Origin of the sequence: Rhizobium sp. MHM7A, from assembly GCF_005862215.1 — a bacterium.
Classification (GTDB): Bacteria; Pseudomonadota; Alphaproteobacteria; order Rhizobiales; family Rhizobiaceae; genus Rhizobium; species Rhizobium bangladeshense.
The window spans coordinates 286,579-302,639 of record NZ_VCHT01000010.1 but is presented as its reverse complement, the minus strand read 5'-3'; the positions used below and the strand labels follow the sequence as shown (position 1 = coordinate 302,639).

General features: G+C 60.7%; 9 protein-coding genes and 1 tRNA gene. 2 read left to right on the top strand and 8 right to left on the bottom strand.

All coding sequences use genetic code 11. The annotated features are described in order from the left end of the window. From FFR93_RS28180 to FFR93_RS28170, 3 genes are all read right to left on the bottom strand, one after another. On the bottom strand, nt 1–2,174 hold a 2,174-nt coding region (locus tag FFR93_RS28180), incomplete at its 3' end, for a M10 family metallopeptidase (protein WP_205910752.1). A gap of 764 nt (nt 2,175–2,938) precedes the next feature. Further along, a tRNA-His gene (locus tag FFR93_RS28175) sits at nt 2,939–3,015 on the bottom strand. A gap of 130 nt (nt 3,016–3,145) precedes the next feature. Then, entirely contained in the window at nt 3,146–3,595 is a 450-nt protein-coding gene (locus tag FFR93_RS28170; RefSeq protein WP_064709924.1) for a phasin, read from the bottom strand. A gap of 213 nt (nt 3,596–3,808) precedes the next feature. Here FFR93_RS28170 and FFR93_RS28165 point away from each other — a divergent pair, with 213 nt between their 5' ends. After that, nucleotides 3,809–7,633 carry an ATP-binding protein gene (locus FFR93_RS28165; RefSeq protein WP_138395561.1) on the top strand — a complete coding sequence of 1,275 codons (3,825 nt, stop codon included), beginning with the start codon at nt 3,809–3,811 and terminating at the stop codon, nt 7,631–7,633. A gap of 251 nt (nt 7,634–7,884) precedes the next feature. On the opposite strand, the gene FFR93_RS28160 is transcribed toward FFR93_RS28165, so the two are convergent. Then, complete coding sequence (locus FFR93_RS28160; RefSeq protein WP_138395560.1) at nt 7,885–9,837, bottom strand: acetoacetate--CoA ligase; 1,953 nt, start codon at nt 9,835–9,837, stop codon at nt 7,885–7,887. Nucleotides 9,838–10,077: 240 nt separating this feature from the next. On the opposite strand from FFR93_RS28160, the gene FFR93_RS28155 reads away from it, so the two are divergent. Then, a complete protein-coding gene (locus FFR93_RS28155; RefSeq protein ID WP_138395559.1) occupies nt 10,078–11,970 on the top strand; it encodes an AsmA family protein in 1,893 nt (630 codons plus the stop codon). Nucleotides 11,971–11,982: 12 nt separating this feature from the next. Here FFR93_RS28155 and FFR93_RS28150 read toward each other — a convergent pair whose 3' ends face one another. From FFR93_RS28150 to FFR93_RS28135, 4 genes are all read right to left on the bottom strand, one after another. Further along, on the bottom strand, nt 11,983–12,798 hold the full coding sequence (locus FFR93_RS28150; RefSeq protein ID WP_064709920.1) for an ABC transporter permease: 816 nt from the start codon (nt 12,796–12,798) through the stop codon (nt 11,983–11,985). A gap of 2 nt (nt 12,799–12,800) precedes the next feature. Then, nucleotides 12,801–13,712, bottom strand: a complete 912-nt coding sequence (locus tag FFR93_RS28145; RefSeq protein ID WP_064710805.1) for an ABC transporter permease subunit — start codon at nt 13,710–13,712, stop codon at nt 12,801–12,803. 4 nt (nt 13,713–13,716) lie between these two features. Then, nucleotides 13,717–14,859, bottom strand: coding sequence for an ABC transporter ATP-binding protein (locus tag FFR93_RS28140; protein WP_138395558.1), 1,143 nt, complete (start codon nt 14,857–14,859; stop codon nt 13,717–13,719). 93 nt (nt 14,860–14,952) lie between these two features. After that, nucleotides 14,953–16,050, bottom strand: a complete 1,098-nt coding sequence (locus FFR93_RS28135; protein WP_138395557.1) for a polyamine ABC transporter substrate-binding protein — start codon at nt 16,048–16,050, stop codon at nt 14,953–14,955. Nucleotides 16,051–16,061 lie beyond the last annotated feature (11 nt).

The following is a 16,061-nucleotide window of genomic DNA, read 5'->3' as shown; positions in this document are numbered from 1 at the left end:
TCACCGGTATTGTCGACGCTATAGGTGTCGTCGCCCTCACCGCCGATCAGGCTATCCGCACCGGCCCCGCCATTCAGGGTGTCATTGCCGGCATCGCCGGTGATCGTGTTGGCGAGCGCATTGCCGGTGCCGGTGAAGCTGGCGGATCCGGTGTAGGTGAGGTTCTCGACATTGACCAAGGCGGCGATCGAGTAGGCTGCAAGCGCCGTGCGGATTTCGTCGGTGCCGGCACTGACCGCCTCGTTGATCACGTCGCCCGCACTGTCGACCATATAGATGTCGTTGCCGGCGCCGCCATTCAGCGTGTCATTGCCGGCGCCGCCGTCCAGAAGATCGTTGCCACCGCCGCCGGTGATCGTATTGGCGATGCTGGTTCCAGTCCCGGTAAAATCGCCGGTGCCGATGAAGGCCAGGTTTTCGACATTGGCATTGATGGTCAAAGCATAGGAAGAAAGCGTCGTCTTGATCAGATCTGCTCCTTCATTCAGCCCTTCGGTGATCACGTCGGCAAGGGTATCGACAATATAGGTGTCGTTGCCCGCACCGCCGATCAAGCTGTCCGCACCGCCCTTCCCGTCCAAGGTGTCGGCACCTGCCCCGCCCCTGATCGTATTGGCAAGGTCATTGCCCGTCCCGGCAAAGGCTGCCGTGCCGATATAGGTGAGGTTCTCGAGATTGGCGGCAAGCGTATAGCTTGCCGATGTCGCGCGAACAGTGTCGATCCCCTCGTTGGCGGCTTCGGTGACGCTGTCGCCAACATTGTCGACGATGTAGGTGTCGTCGCCCGCACCACCGATCAAGGTGTCCGCACCAGCCCCGCCATTCAGCGTGTCCTTGAAGGCGCCGCCGGTGATCGTGTTGGCGAGCGCATTGCCGGTGCCGGTGAAGCTGGCGGACCCTGTATAGGTCAAGATCTCGACATTGTCGCGGAGCGTATAAGTTGAAAGCGCCGTCTGAACGGTGTCCGTCCCCTGGTTCGCACTCTCGATCACAAAATCGAAGTTATCGTCGACGGCATAGAGATCGTTGCCCGCCCCGCCCACCATCCAATCGGAACCAACTCCGCCGATCAATGTGTCAGCGCCGGCGCCGCCATAAAGCGAATCATTCCCGGCATTGCCCCAAAGCGTATTGTTCGCTTCGTTGCCCGTGATGTTGTCGTTGCCGGAGCCGGCCTGAACGTTCTCGATCAAGGACGCAACGTTGCCCTGAAACAGAAGCGCGTTGAAAATGTTGCCACGGGCGTAGCCATTGTTCGGCCCACCCCACAGATCGGCCAACTGGTCCTGGGAAAAGACCGAGTATCCGCCTGCTCGCAGGTCGATCTTGAGGGCGGTGGTATAAGCACTCAAATCATAGGTATCGATACCGCCACCGTCCCAGATTGTCGCGAAGATCCGGTTGGCATCGGGCGTGATGGCCGCCACTCCGTTGACATAGGTGATGCCTTCGTCGGGATTCCACTTGTAGACGGTGTCGCCACTGTTCGTAGTGTAGTCCGCACCATACATTTCCTGCAGGGCGGCGATGTCGAGCATCATGAAGGTTTGCGGCGCGCCATCATGCTCATACTTGTACCCACTCAAACTGTCTCCGACATATGTGCGGTAGGTCATGATCGTGTATTCGACCGAGTCATACGCACTCGGAACAACTGTCGTATTGACGTCATCCGGTTCATGAGCATGCTTCAAACCGAGAGCGTGACCCAACTCATGCGCCACGGTGTGGCCCGCATAGTTGCCGAACCCCGGAAAGCGAAGGTCATCTTCTGTGCCGGCATATTCGGTTCCGAACCAGACATCGCCGCTGTAGCTGCGATTACCCGGATAATAGGTCCATGCCGTCGGAGGCAGGGACGACTGAGCGAAGCGCACGGTTGCGGTATCGGCGCTTCCCGCCTCAAAGTTCGCGTTCGTAAATCCCTCAACCGAAAAGCCGTCATTAGCCGCGTTTCCGTAAGATTGCTCCATAAGAAACAAGGCTGCAGACTGCTGTTGCGAAGAAATAGACGAGAAGTCGAAATCTTTCTCGCCCTCATAGGAATACGATGTCGAAAGGGTGGGAAACGCATAGGTTATCGTGCCGTCCCAGGCAACGCCGCTGATAAGCCCGTCAACTCTCTGATCCCCAGTCGTGTCGACGTACTTAATAAAAGTAATGAGGCTCGTCATAAAATCCCCGTTTGCCTATTCCATTTCGGCCGCGCTTAATGCCGATTTCCTCTGCTCCATTTGACGAGGAAATTCAACTAAAAGCTTTATTTCTGTCCGAGAAGGTTTTTGATATTGGCGACTAGCGCTTATGAAGCGCTTCCTCCGCAACCTTTAACCGCGCTAGAAGACATATTTCCAAGATCCTGCGCCTTGCCCGTCCGAACCTTCGCAATTGCTGGCATGACGGCACTTAAGTTGAGGTTACGGTCATCTGCTGAAATTTAGTAAGTCCCACGGTTATGGGAAAACGAGGTCCGAATTGTTTAAGCGCCCCCGAACGTTGTCTCTGCCTCTCTTGCCGCGGACCGGCCTCGCGGTTCGCATCTGCAAATTTGCTTGCGTGAGTTGATCGTTCCAGATCGAGTGGCGAATTGTCGCAATTGCGGAGCTCGCTGCTCCTGCGTGCCGCACATGTAGCTCACCCAGAGGTATGGCACCATACGGACGAGTTGTGCTTCCTGAATCTTTCGAGTTGATGTGGCAAATAGGCAGCAACTTCGCCGTCGGAAGCGGACGTCCTCTTTAGGACACCGTTCAATATCCTTCGGGATGTTGCTAGCCGATCAGGAGCGAGCCTCGTCTGCCATTCCACGCGTGAAAGCCCGCGCTTTGGCAGGAAACGACAACATTGGACCAGGATCTTTGCAGATACTATTAAACGTCGGTGCCGCCGATTTCGGTCGAAACAACATTCTCTAAAGGAATTTGCTGACGTGGGGAGATGGTACGGTTGGGGGGTCTCGAACCTCCGACCTCAGGTGCCACAAACCTGCGCTCTAACCAACTGAGCTACAACCGCATAAATCACGCTCGGCGCGATGGGGGTCACATACGAGGACTTGGCTATGAATTCAAGCCCCATTCCTCGTCAATATACAAAAAGGCTGGACACGAGGTCCAGCCTTTTGTTTCCGATCGGCAAAGACCGATCAGGCGACCTTGAAGGATGCCATCGCCTTTTCGGCGGCTTCCTTGGAGGGCTTTGCGAGCTTTTCGGCAACCTGCTTGGTGGTTTCCTGCATGGACTTCGCCTGGTCGACGGCGAGTTCGGCCTGCTTGCGCAGGAAGGAGGTCTGCAGCTCGACGAATTCGGCGACTGACTTGACGCCGAGCAGTGCTTCCATGTGCGAGAGCGAGGTTTCGGCATTGACGCGCAGGACGTCGATCGCCTTCAGGCCGATCTCGACGGTGCCCGCCTGTGCCGTCTGGACGGTGGCTTCGAGCGTCTTGCCGGCTTCCTCGCCGGCAGTCTTCAGCTTGGCATAGGCTTCCTTCGACTGCTGTGCGCCCTTTTCGGCGAATTCACGGAAGGATTCAGCCAACTTGGACGGGTCGAAAGAAGCGATTGAAAAAACGTCATCGGTCTTTATGGTAGCCATGGGTCGCATTCCTTTGGGCTAAGGCAGTTGCTGCCTGTGGTCATTGAATGAAGTCTATATAGGGCATCTTATTGTGCATTGCAACATTTATTGTGCATCGCACAACTCGTTAACCCTTTCGGCTGAAAGGACCCCGCTGTTCTGGACCGGCATGCGACCTGCAGTTATTAATAAGCCGTTAATTTAGAAGGCCGACAGCGACAAGGTTCGATCATGCCCGCAGTCCAATACCCGTTCATCGATATCGCCGTGCATGCGCGGGTGCGGGAACGATTTTCACGCGGCGAGGCGATGGTGCTGCTTTCGGCCGATCTTACTCGCCTGCTCTGGGCAAACGGCGCAGGTGCGGAGCTCTTCGGCCATTCAGCAGTCTACGACCTGCTCGACCAGGGTGTCGATCGCACCGATATCACCTTCCGCCAGCTGGAAACGGCGGCGCGTCAGCTTGCCGACGTCGGCGACAACAGAAGCCTGATGATCCGTATCGCAAAGGGCTTTCAGCGCGTGCAGGTGCAGGCGACGGCCGAACTGATCCGGCTTTCATCGGGCGAGAAAGCCATTCTGTTTTCAGTGCCGGTGTCGGCAAAGCCGCTGACGGCAGGCGCTGCGGCGGCCCGGATGCTGCAGGGTCTCGATGATCCCGACACGCATATGGCTGTCATCGGCGCCAATGGCGAGGTCATCGCCGCTTCGCCAGGCTTTGCCTCGCTCGCCATTTCAGGCGAGACCGCAAAGGCCTTGATCAACCTTGCCGGCGCCCATCCCGACCGCCTGGTGAAGCGCCCGGTCGCCACCGGCAGGGGTTATCTCCCGGCAGCGGTCGGCAGGCTGAGCGACGAGCCGGCGCTCAATCTGCTCTTTGCCGTGGAGACCGCGATCGGTCATCTCGACCCGATCGACGCGCCCGCGCTCGACGCAGTCGATGCACCGGCGCAGGCGGCTGATGCGGCTGCGGGCGAAGAAAGCACACCGCTCTCCGAACTTCCTCCGGAAGAGGCGGCTGCGGCGAACGGATTCAGCGAGATGGTCGACGCGGTCTCTGGGATCGAGGAGGTCGAGGAGACGCTGGAGGAGATCGTCGACGAAAGCGCCCGGCCGACCGCGGCAACTGCCACATCCGCAGAGGCACCGGTTGGGGAGAGGAATCCGGCCGAAGACGAAACGCCGGAGAACGACGGGCGCGCGAACGAGAGCAGCGTGAATGAGGCCTACGAGGCCGAGGAGCACGTCGACGCCGCCGCGATACACTCAGCCAACGAGACGGCGGAAGCGACCGCGATGGCGGAGACACCTGCCGAAGCCGGCCAAATGCCGGTCGATGAGGCGCCGGAAACCGTTCGCGAAGAGCCCGCCACCGCAGCTTCCGGCGCCTCCCCTGCCCCGTCGCTTGCGCCCGAACCCGGTTTCGTCTTCAGGCCGAACAGCCGCGCCACGCGCTTCGTCTGGAAGATCGACGCGGAAGGCCGGTTCAACGAGGTCAGCCACGAATTTGCCGAGGCTGTCGGTCCGCATGCGTCCGCCATCATCGGCTCCGCCTTCAGCGATATCGCCGCCCTTTTCAATCTCGACCCCGACGGCAAGCTTTCGGAGGCACTCGCCCGCCGCGACACGTGGTCGGGCAAGACGATCCTCTGGCCGGTCGAAGGCACCAGCCTCGTCGTTCCTGTCGATCTCGCTGCGCTACCGACCTACACCCGCAACCGCGACTTCGACGGTTTCCGCGGCTTCGGCGTCGTCAGGCTCTCCGATGCGCAGGAAGATCCGCTGGCGCTCGGCCTGACGCTCGGTCCGAACGGCATCGGCCATGATGCGGCAAGCCTCGGCCCCGCAGCCGAAACTGTCACCGACCCGACCCACGATGCTCAAGCGCCCGAAGCGGTCCTGGCGGAAACGACAGCGGCCGACGAGGTCGAGGACCAGACGCCGGCTGCAGCCGCCCCGACCGAAGAGACATCCCCCGAAGCCACCGTGGAAGAGGCCGCCTTCGAGCCGCCCGCCTTGGAAAGCGCCGCCGAAGAACCGCGGGACGGCACCGACGACGGCGCTGGCGAAGCGGCCGCGGCCGATGCCGCAGACGAGCCCCCGGCGCTTCGCATCGCGGAAACGCTCAATCGCCGTTCCACCGACAAGATCGTGCAGCTTCACAGCACAGGCGCCGCATTGACGGCCGCTGAGCAGGCGAACTTCCGCGAAATCGCCAAGCGCCTGGAAGCCTTCGGCGCCCGCAGGGAAGAGCCCGACACGCCGGCACCGACGGGCACCACCGCCACCGAAACGGCATCTTTCGAAGAAAGCGTGGAACCGGAAACCTTCACAGGCGAAGCGCCAGTCGCCGATAGCGCCGACACAGCTTCACTCAATGAGATGGCGCCGCAGGAAGCGATCTTCGAGAACGCGGCCGAGGCGGTGCGCGAAGACGGCGCCGCTGAAAAGCCCGCCGCCGTCGCCGGGGACGAGGCGACGGAAGGGCTCGAGGAGACGGTCAGCCAAATCGAGGTTCTCACAAGTTTCATCCCGCCGCGCGTGAAGATGACCGATGGGCTTTCGGCCGGAACGGTCGACCAATTGCCCGTCGCAGTCCTTATCCACGTCGGCGATGCGCTGATCCATGCCAACCCCGAATTCATGCGGCTGACGGGTTACCAATCGCTCGACGCGCTACGCGAAGTGGGTGGGATCGAAGCCCTGCTGCAGCGCCGCGATCTTGAGGAAAAGGCGGCCGGTTCCGGCACCATGATGCTCGTCAAGGCCGACGACACGCTGACGCCGGTGACTGCGCGGCTCCAATCGGTGCGCTGGGAAGATGCGAATGCCCTGATGCTGGCGCTGATGCCTGTAGAAGGCAAGGAGGATGTCCGCGGCGAAAGCAATCGGTCCGAGGCGCGTCCGGAGCGGATGGTCGAGAAGGTCGCCAAGCTTCAGGTCGAGGTCGAGGAATTGCGCTCGATTCTGGAAACGGCGACCGACGGCGTCGTCGTCATCGGCACGGAGGGCGACATTCGTTCGATGAACCGATCGGCGAGCGCCCTGTTCAATTACGACGAGCAGGAGACGCGTGGCAAACCCTTCGTCATGCTGTTTGCCCATGAGAGCCAGAAAGCAGTTCTCGACTATCTGAACGGGCTCTCCGGCCACGGCGTGGCAAGCGTTCTGAACGACGGGCGCGAGGTGATCGGCCGCGAGGCCGGCGGCGGCTTCGTGCCGCTGTTCATGACGATGGGCCGACTTACCTCGTCGAACGGCTATTGCGCCGTCATCCGCGATATCACCCAGTGGAAACGCACCGAGGAAGAGCTGCGCAACGCCAAGGGCGCGGCCGAAACCGCCAATGCCCATAAGACCGATTTTCTCGCCCGCGTCAGCCACGAAATCCGCACGCCGCTCAACGCCATCATCGGCTTTTCCGACATGATGGCCGGCGAGCGCTTCGGTCCGATCGGCCATCCCCGTTACATCGAATATGCCAACGATATCGGTCGCTCCGGCCGACACGTGCTGGACATCGTCAACGATCTCCTCGATATTTCGAAGATCGAGGCGGGCGAGATGGATCTCGACTTTGCCGCCGTCGGCCTCAACGAGGCGGTCTCGGAGGCCGTCGCCCTCGTCCAGCCGCAGGCGAATGGCCAGCGCGTCATCATCCGCACGGCGCTGTCGCATTCGGTGCCAGACGTCGTGGCCGATCTGCGCTCGATCAAGCAGATCGCGCTCAACATCCTGTCAAACGCCATCCGCTTCACGCCCTCTGGCGGTCAGATCGTCGTTTCCACCTCCTACGAGGCGAATGGCAGCGTGGTGTTGAGGGTTCGCGATACCGGCATCGGCATGACGCGCGCCGAACTCGACCATGCGATGAAGCCGTTCCGCCAGGTCTCCTCGACCCAGTCACGCCATCGTGGCGACGGCACCGGGCTCGGCCTGCCCTTGACCAAAGCGATGGTGGATGCCAACCGGGCGACATTCTCGATCAATTCGGCCCCAAACGAAGGCACGCTCGTCGAGATTACCTTCCCGTCGCAACGTGTGCTGGCAGGTTGATCCCAATCGACGGGGCGGAGCCTCAACGCCGGACCGCACGAAAGAAAGGCAGCCGAGGCTGCCTTTGAGTTTGGTGCTGTTCAACAAGAGCTCAGTCGATCAACGTCATGTTTCGTAAGCCCGAAGGCTTCAGACCGCCTCGTTCATGTGCGGCCCCCAAGTTGTTTCACCTTTGACGAAGGTTTCTTAACGAAAGGTTTCCATGACAGGGGATTGCTGAATGGTGAAAGCTTGTAGTTTACAATTTCTTATCAGTCCCTCAGTTCCCTCAAATCAGCGAAGAGCCGCAGCGCCTCCGGATTGGCGAGCGCCTCTTGGTTTTTCACCGGCCTGTTATGAACGACCTCACGCACTGCAAGCTCGACGATCTTGCCGGATTTGGTGCGGGGAATATCGGCAACCGCGATAATTTTTGCCGGCACGTGCCGCGGCGAGGCGCCGGTGCGAATACGCGTCTTGATCGCCTTGATGAGATCCTCGGTCAGCGTTACACCGGACGCAAGTCGGACAAAGAGGATGACACGCACGTCATCGTCCCACTCCTGCCCGATGCACAGCGCCTCGGCCACCTCGTCCATCTGCTCCACCTGGTTGTAGATCTCGGCAGTGCCGATGCGCACGCCGCCGGGGTTGAGCGTCGCATCCGAGCGGCCATGGATGATGAGGCCGCCATGCTCCGTCCATTCGGCAAAATCGCCATGGCACCAGACATTGTCGAACCGGTCGAAATAGGCGGCGCGATATTTGGCGCCGTCAGGGTCGTTCCAGAACATGATAGGCATGGAGGGGAAGGCCTTGGTGCAGACGAGTTCGCCCTTCTCGCCTCGCACCGGCTTGCCGTCATCGCTCCAGACGTCGACCGCAAGACCAAGGCCCGGGCCCTGGATTTCGCCGCGCCAGACCGGCTGCAGCGGATTGCCGAGCACGAAGCAGGAAACGATATCGGTACCGCCTGAGATCGAGGCGAGCTGGACCTCCTCCTTGATACCCTCGTAGACGAAGGTGAAACCCTCGGGCGACAGCGGCGAGCCGGTGGAGGTCATCAGCCGCAGGCTGGAGAGATCATGGCTGGCGCGGGGCGTCAGTCCGCCCTTGCGCACCGCATCGATATATTTTGCCGAGGTGCCGAAAATCGCGAATTTTTCCGCCTCGGCATAGTCGAACAACACATTGCCGTCAGGTGCAAAGGGCGAGCCGTCGAACAGGCAGAGCGTGGCGCCGCTGGCAAGCCCGCTGACCAGCCAGTTCCACATCATCCAGCCGCAGGTGGTGAAGTAGAAGAGCTTATCGCCCGCCTGAAGGCCGCAATGGAGCCGGTGCTCCTTGAGATGCTGCAGCAGCGTACCGCCGGCCGAATGCACGATGCATTTGGGCACACCCGTCGTGCCTGAGGAAAAGAGGATGTAGAGCGGATGGGCGAAGGCAAGCGGCGTAAACGCGATCTTCTTGGCCTCATAGGGCGCAATGAAGGCTTCCAGCGTCGAAGCCCCGGGCGTCTTGCCCGCCACCGCCTCGGCATCACCGGCATAGTGGACGACGATCGTGGGGACACCGAGTCTTTTCGCCACCGCAGCAACCTTGGGGCCGACATCCTGCAGTTTGCCGGAGTACCAATAGGCATCGCAGGCGATGAAAAGCCTGGGGCCGATCTGGCCGAAGCGGTCGAGCACGCCCTGCTCGCCGAAATCTGGGGAGCAGGATGACCAAATGGCACCGATCGAGGAGGCGGCGAGCATGGCGGCGACTGTCTCCGGCATGTTCGGCATCATGGCGGCGATACGGTCGCCCTTGCCGATGCCAAGTGCCGCGAAGGCCTGCTGCAGCCTGGAGACCAGAGCGCGCAGGCGGTCCCACGACCAGCGATCCCAGGCCTTGTCCTCGCCGCGGAAAATGATGGCGTCTGCCTCGCCGTGATGGGGCAGCAGGTTTTCGGCGAAGTTGAGCGTCGCATCGGGAAAGAAGCGGGCGCCGAGCATGTTGTCGCCGTCGACGAGCACCTCTGCGCCGCGTTCTCCCTTCACGCCGCAGAAACTCCAGACGCTCGACCAGAATTTCTCCCGCTCGGCCACCGACCATGCGTGCAGATCTTGAAAGCCCGAAAGCGAAAGCCCGAACTCGGCGTTGCAGCGCTCGATGAAGGCATGGATCGGGCTTTTGGCGATGGTCTCGGCCGAGGGCACCCAAAGTGGCTTATTATCTTGCATTCATTCCTCCTCCCCAATGCCGTCTTTATATCATGCTGCATTGCATTATAAAGTGCGCAACTGCCCGATCAAAGGCCGCGCCAAACCAGATTCGTCGGACGCGGTTCAGCTCTTCGTCTTGATGCGTGTCGTCGTTCCGGAACCGCTGCACACTTCCAGGCGACATGCATTGGATTTGCATAGGCCCGATATTTCATATATCGGGCGAAATCGGCGCATAAGGGGTAACCGGCGGAGATCATGAGTACGTCTAGACATCGCAGGTGGCGCAGGAAGATCGGGCCCGTTTCGCGCTGGCTGCCGGCCTTCGCCCGCGTCTCGACGCTGCTTCTGCTGGTTGCGCTTGCGCTGTTCGTGGCCCTCAGGGTCGCAGCGCCCTATCTCATCACGACCGGTTTCGTGCGCTCCGGCATCGAGGATGCGCTGTCGAAATGGACAGGTTATCATGCCGAGATCAAGGGCGATCCGGTCCTCGAATTCTGGCCGACGCCGCGCATCACGCTCAACCAGGTCACCATCGGCCAACCTCGCGAAAGCGGCGACAAGCTGCTCGGCAGTATTGAAAGCCTCTCGGCGGATTTCAGTCTTATCGATGCGCTCAGAGGCCGGACGAGCTTTCACGAGTTCCATCTGCTGCGGCCCAAACTGGCGCTGACGCGTGACGAGAATGGCCTGATCGACTGGAGTTACGCAGGCCTGCTTGCGCGCGCGATCAGCGGCGTGCGCTACGAAAACGGCGCGGAGGTGCTGGATCCCGCTCTCGACGCCGAGATCGGTGCGGTGACCATCGAGGACGGCACGCTTGCCGTTACCGACGTCAAGAGCGCCAAGACTTACAATCTCGACAGCGTCACGGCCGACATCGCCTGGCCGCGGCTCTCGGACGCGATCTCGGCGGTCGTCATCGCCCGCATCAACGGCGTGGACCTTAAGGTCGATTTCGCCTCGCGCCAGCCGCTGCTTGCCTTTGCCGGCAGGAGCGCCGAGACGCGCACGTCGCTGACGTCAAGCCTGCTGACGGCGCGTTTTCAAGGGATCGCCAGCATCGCCAGCCTTTCGGCGCTTTCCGGCAATATAGCAGTCAACATTCCCGATGTGCCGGCGTTTCTGACATGGTCGGGCAGATCGGTCCCCGGCGTCGGAACGCTGAAGAGCGCCTCGCTGGAATCCGACATCGCGTCGTCGGGCAGCGGGCTGCGTTTCAATGATCTCAGCCTGTCGCTGAACGAGGCGAGCGCCACCGGCGTGATGGACCTTTCGACCACGGCCGGCAGACGGCCGAAGATCGGCGGCACGCTCGCCTTCGACCAGATGAACCTGAAACCCTTCCTCGACGCTTTCGCATTGAGATTGGCGGCCGGTGAGGCGGAGGGACTCTCCAACGGCATCAGCGAGCCGCTGCAACTGCTCGACGTCGACGTCAGGCTTTCGGCGCGGCGCGCTGAGATGGGCCGCTTCGAGCTTTCCGATGTCGGCGCCAGCATGATCGTCACCGGCGGCGAAGCAAAATTCGATATCGGCGACAGCGCTTTTGAAGGCGGCGAAATGACGGCGCATCTGGAGGCGACGCGGCGCGACTTCGACGGCGGCGGCAAGCTGCAGCTGTCGATCCGCGATGCCGACTTCGCTGGCCTTGCCGAGCGCCTGCAGCTCAAGGGACCGTTGCCGCTTGCGACCGGATCGCTCGATCTCGAGCTGCAGTCGCCGAAAGCGATCTGGACGACCGGTCCTGCCGACGTCACCGGCAAGCTGCACTTCTGGACGAAAGAGGGGACGATCCCGGGCATCGATGCCGGCGCGCTCAGGACACAGGCCGCAGAAAAGCCTTTCTTTCCGCTGAGCGCAGCGGCGAGTGGTGCCTTTACCTTCAGCCGACTGGATCTTCATGCCGATTTTGCCAACGGTTCGGCCGAGATCCACGACGCGCATATAGCCGGACCGGCGCAGACGCTGACACTTTCCGGCGTCATCACCTATCAATCCAACGGACTGGCGCTGTCCGGATCGCTGGAGGCGACCGATCCGGCCAAGGCGGCGGAGCTGCCGCTTCTGCCGTTCTTCGTCGGCGGCTCATGGCCGAACCCGGTCATCTCACCGGTTCCGCTTTTTGGCGGCACGCCGCACGCGCCTTAGAGGCTTTCCTGGTCAGGCGCCGGCGGCGGCGCGCTCGTCGCGCTCGCGCTGCACTTCGCGCCGCTTGGTGATCACGGATGCGCAGATAACGCCGAGCGCGACGATGGCGATCAAAATCGTGCAGATCGCGTTGATCTCGGGCGTCACCCCAAGGCGCACCTGGCTGTAGATCTTCATCGGCAGGGTGGTTGCGCCCGGGCCTGAGGTGAAACTTGCAATCACCAGGTCATCCAGCGAAAGCGTGAAAGCCAGGATCCAGCCGGAAAACACCGCCGGCGAGATGATCGGCAGCGTGATCTCGAAGAAGGTCCGCACCGGCGGCGCGCCCAGATCCTGCGCGGCTTCCTCGATCGATTGATCGAAGCTTAAGAGTCGTGATTGCACGACGACGGCGACGAAGCACATGGTCAGCGTCGTATGCGCCAGCGTGATGGTCCAGAAGCCGCGGTCAAGGCCGATCGCCACGAAAAGCAGCAACAGCGAGAGACCGGTAATGACTTCGGGCATGACGAGTGGCGCATAGACCATGCCTGAAAAGAGCATGCGGCCGCGAAAGCGCGTATAGCGCACCAGCGTCAGCGCCGCCATAGTGCCGAGGACGGTTGCGAAGGTGGCCGACAGCAGACCGACGCGGATCGTCACCCAGGCGGCGTCGAGCAGGGCCTGGTTCGACAGCAGCGACACATACCATTTCGTGGAGAAGCCGCCCCAGACGGTGACGAGCTTCGATTCGTTGAAGGAAAAGACCACCAGCAGCACGATCGGCAGATAGAGGAATGCAAAGCCGAGCGCGACGGAGATGATGTTGAAACGGGTCCACCTCAGCATGGCTATCTCCCCCGCTCTTCGGCCTTGGCCTGCGCATTCTGGAAGAAGACGATCGGGATGACCAGGATCATGAGCAGGATGGTCGCGACCGCTGAGGAAACCGGCCAGTCCCTGTTGGCATTGAATTCGTTCCAGAGCGTCTTGCCGATCATCAGCGTCTGCGAACCGCCGAGAAGATCGGGAATGACGAACTCGCCGACGGCGGGGATGAAGACCAGCATGCAGCCGGCAATCACGCCCGGGATCGACAGCGGGAAGGTGACGCGCCAGAAAGCCTGAATCGGCGTGCAGCCGAGATCCTGCGCCGCCTCGATCAGCGTGCCGTCCATCTTTTCGAGCGCCGAATAGAGCGGCAGCACCATAAAGGGCAGATAGGAATAGACGATGCCGATATAAACGGCGGTGGTGGTGTTGAGAATGATCAGCGGGCTGTCGATCATATGCAGAGACAGGAGAAGCTGGTTCAGCAGTCCTTCGGGCTTCAGGATCGCAATCCAGGAATAGACGCGGATCAGGAAGCTGGTCCAGAACGGCAGAATGACGAGCATCAAAAGCGTCGGGCGAATGCCGCGCGGCGCCTGCGCCATGCCATAGGCAATCGGATAGGCGATCAGAAGCATGAGGAAGGTCGAGACCGCCGCGATGATGACGCTCGAGAGATAAGCGTTGAAGTAAAGCGGATCGTCAATGAGGTAGCTATAATTGTCAAAGGAGAAAGTTGCGACCTTGCTCCAGAAAGCACTCCAGCCGTCGGCCAAAGAGAAGACCGGCTCATAGGGCGGTATGGCGATTGCCGTCGTCGACAGCGAGATGCGGAAGACAATGAAGAACGGCGCAAGAAAGAAAAGCAGCAGCCAAGCATAGGGAATGATGATGACGAGGCGATTGTAGAGGCGCGATGCGGCGGTTTCCATAGGCTCAGTCCTTCAGCAGCACGCCGCCATTCTCATCGAAGGAGACCCAGACGTCCTGATCATAGCTGAAGGGGTCGTCGACGGAGCGCTGCGCGTTCAGCGAAGAGGCTCTGACGAATTTTCCGCTCGGCAGCCTGATGTGGAAAACGGTCATGTCGCCGAGATAGGCGATGTCCCAGATCTCACCCTTGGCCGCGTTGACCGAGGCGTTCGCGGGTGCTGCGCGCGTCACGCGGACCTTTTCCGGGCGAATGGCAAATCCGGCACTATTGCCGACCGCCGGCGTTTCCGTGGCAGCGGTACGGATCGTGAAGCCGCTATCGACGGCTACCTCGACTGCCCCGTTTCCTGACGTCGTCACCTTGCCGTCGAAGATGTTCACGTCTCCGATGAAGTCAGCCACGAAGCGGGAATTCGGCGCCTCGTAGATTTCGGCCGGGGTTGCCACCTGCACGACCTTGCCGTGGCTCATGACCGCGATGCGGTCGGCCATGGTCATCGCCTCTTCCTGATCGTGGGTCACCACCACGAAAGTGAGGCCGAGCGTCTGCTGCAGGTCCATCAGTTCGAACTGGGTTTCCTCGCGCAGCTTCTTATCGAGCGCGCCGAGCGGTTCGTCCAGCAGCAGCACTTTCGGACGCTTGGCGAGGGAACGGGCGAGCGCGACGCGCTGGCGCTGGCCGCCGGAGAGCTGGTTCGGTTTGCGCGAAGCAAATTGCTCGAGCTTTACGAGCTTCAGCATCTGCGTCACGCGTTCGGCCATTTCTTCCTTCGGCATGCCGTCCTGCCTCAGGCCGAAGGCGATATTCTTCTCGACGGTCATATGCGGAAAAAGCGCGTAGGACTGAAACATCATATTGACCGGCCGCTTGTAAGGCGGCGTGCCGGCGAGATCGGTGCCATCGAGGATGATTTCGCCCGAACTCGGCTGCTCGAAGCCGGCAAGCATGCGCAGAAGCGTCGACTTTCCGCAGCCGGACGCACCGAGCAGCGCGAAGAACTCGCGTTGATAGATATCAAGCGACAGATCATCGACGGCGGTGAAATTTCCGAAGCGTTTGGTGACATTCTTGAAGGCAATGAACGGTTTTGCGGACGGATCGGTCCAGGGTGCGAAAGCGCGGCGGATATTGCCCAAAGATTTCATAATATTCCCCGAGAATATAAGTTTTCAGCCGGCCTCCCACGCCGGGCCGGTAACTGAAAGGCCCGGACGTTTCCGTCCGGGCCTTGCATTAACTTACTGGCCGGTGACGACCTTCGTCCAGATCCGCGTCGCCGTGCGCTGGGTCTTCGGGTCCCACGGCTTTACCGTGAACAGGTTCTTCATCACCTCTTCGGTCGGATAGATAGCCGGATCTTCCAGCACTTCCTTGCTGACGAACTGCTGCGAGGCCTTGTTGCCATTTGCATAGAAAGTGTGGTCGCTCGCCTTGGCGATGACCTCGGGCCTCATCAAGTAGTTCAGGAACTCATGCGCTTCGGCGACATGCTTGGCATCGGCGGGGATCGCCATCATGTCGAACCACATCTGGGCGCCCTGCACGGGGATCGAATAATTGACTTCAACGCCATTCTTGGCTTCGGCCGCGCGATCGCGGGCCTGCAGCATGTCGCCGGAATAACCAAAGGCAATGCAGATGTCGCCGTTGGCAAGGGCGTTGATATATTCGGACGAGTGGAACTTGCGGATATAGGGGCGCACCGCCGTCAGCAATTCCTCGACCTTCTTGAAATCCTCGGCCTTGGTGGAGTTCGGATCGAGGCCGAGATAACGCAGCGCCGTGGTCATGACGTCCTTTGGCGTGTCGAGTACGTAGATGCCGCAGTCCTTGAACTTTTCGGCGACCTTCGGATCGAAAATCACTTCGAGACCGGGCTTGGCATCCGGCCCGAGAATTTCAGCAACCTTCTTGACGTTATAGCCGATACCGTCGGTCCCCCACATGTAATCCACCGCATATTCGTTGCCCGGATCATATGCAGCAGTGCGCTGTTGGATGACGTCCCACATGTTGGAAAGGTTCGGCAGCTTCGACTTGTCGAGTTTCTGGAAGACGCCGGCCTGGATCTGTCGCTGCAGGAAGTCGGCCGTGGGAACGACGACGTCATAACCGGTGCCACCGGCAAGCAGCTTGGTTTCCACAGTCTCGTTCGAATCGAAAGTGTCGTAGACGACCTTGATGCCGGTTTCCTTGGTGAAATCGGCGAGGATGCTGTCGTCGATATAATCCGACCAGTTGTAGACGTTGACGACGCGCTCCTGCGCAACGGCCGGCACGGCGGTAAGGAGGGCGGCAACGGCGACGCCCGTCACGGTTGCGATGGTTGACCTCATGACTTCTCCTG

Coding starts and splice junctions, on each gene's coding strand:
- FFR93_RS28170 (WP_064709924.1), bottom strand. CDS start 3,595: ATGGCTACCATAAAGACCGATGACGTTTTTTCAATCGCTTCTTTCGAC.
- FFR93_RS28165 (WP_138395561.1), top strand. CDS start 3,809: ATGCCCGCAGTCCAATACCCGTTCATCGATATCGCCGTGCATGCGCGG.
- FFR93_RS28160 (WP_138395560.1), bottom strand. CDS start 9,837: ATGCAAGATAATAAGCCACTTTGGGTGCCCTCGGCCGAGACCATCGCC.
- FFR93_RS28155 (WP_138395559.1), top strand. CDS start 10,078: ATGAGTACGTCTAGACATCGCAGGTGGCGCAGGAAGATCGGGCCCGTT.
- FFR93_RS28150 (WP_064709920.1), bottom strand. CDS start 12,798: ATGCTGAGGTGGACCCGTTTCAACATCATCTCCGTCGCGCTCGGCTTT.
- FFR93_RS28145 (WP_064710805.1), bottom strand. CDS start 13,712: ATGGAAACCGCCGCATCGCGCCTCTACAATCGCCTCGTCATCATCATT.
- FFR93_RS28140 (WP_138395558.1), bottom strand. CDS start 14,859: ATGAAATCTTTGGGCAATATCCGCCGCGCTTTCGCACCCTGGACCGAT.
- FFR93_RS28135 (WP_138395557.1), bottom strand. CDS start 16,050: ATGAGGTCAACCATCGCAACCGTGACGGGCGTCGCCGTTGCCGCCCTC.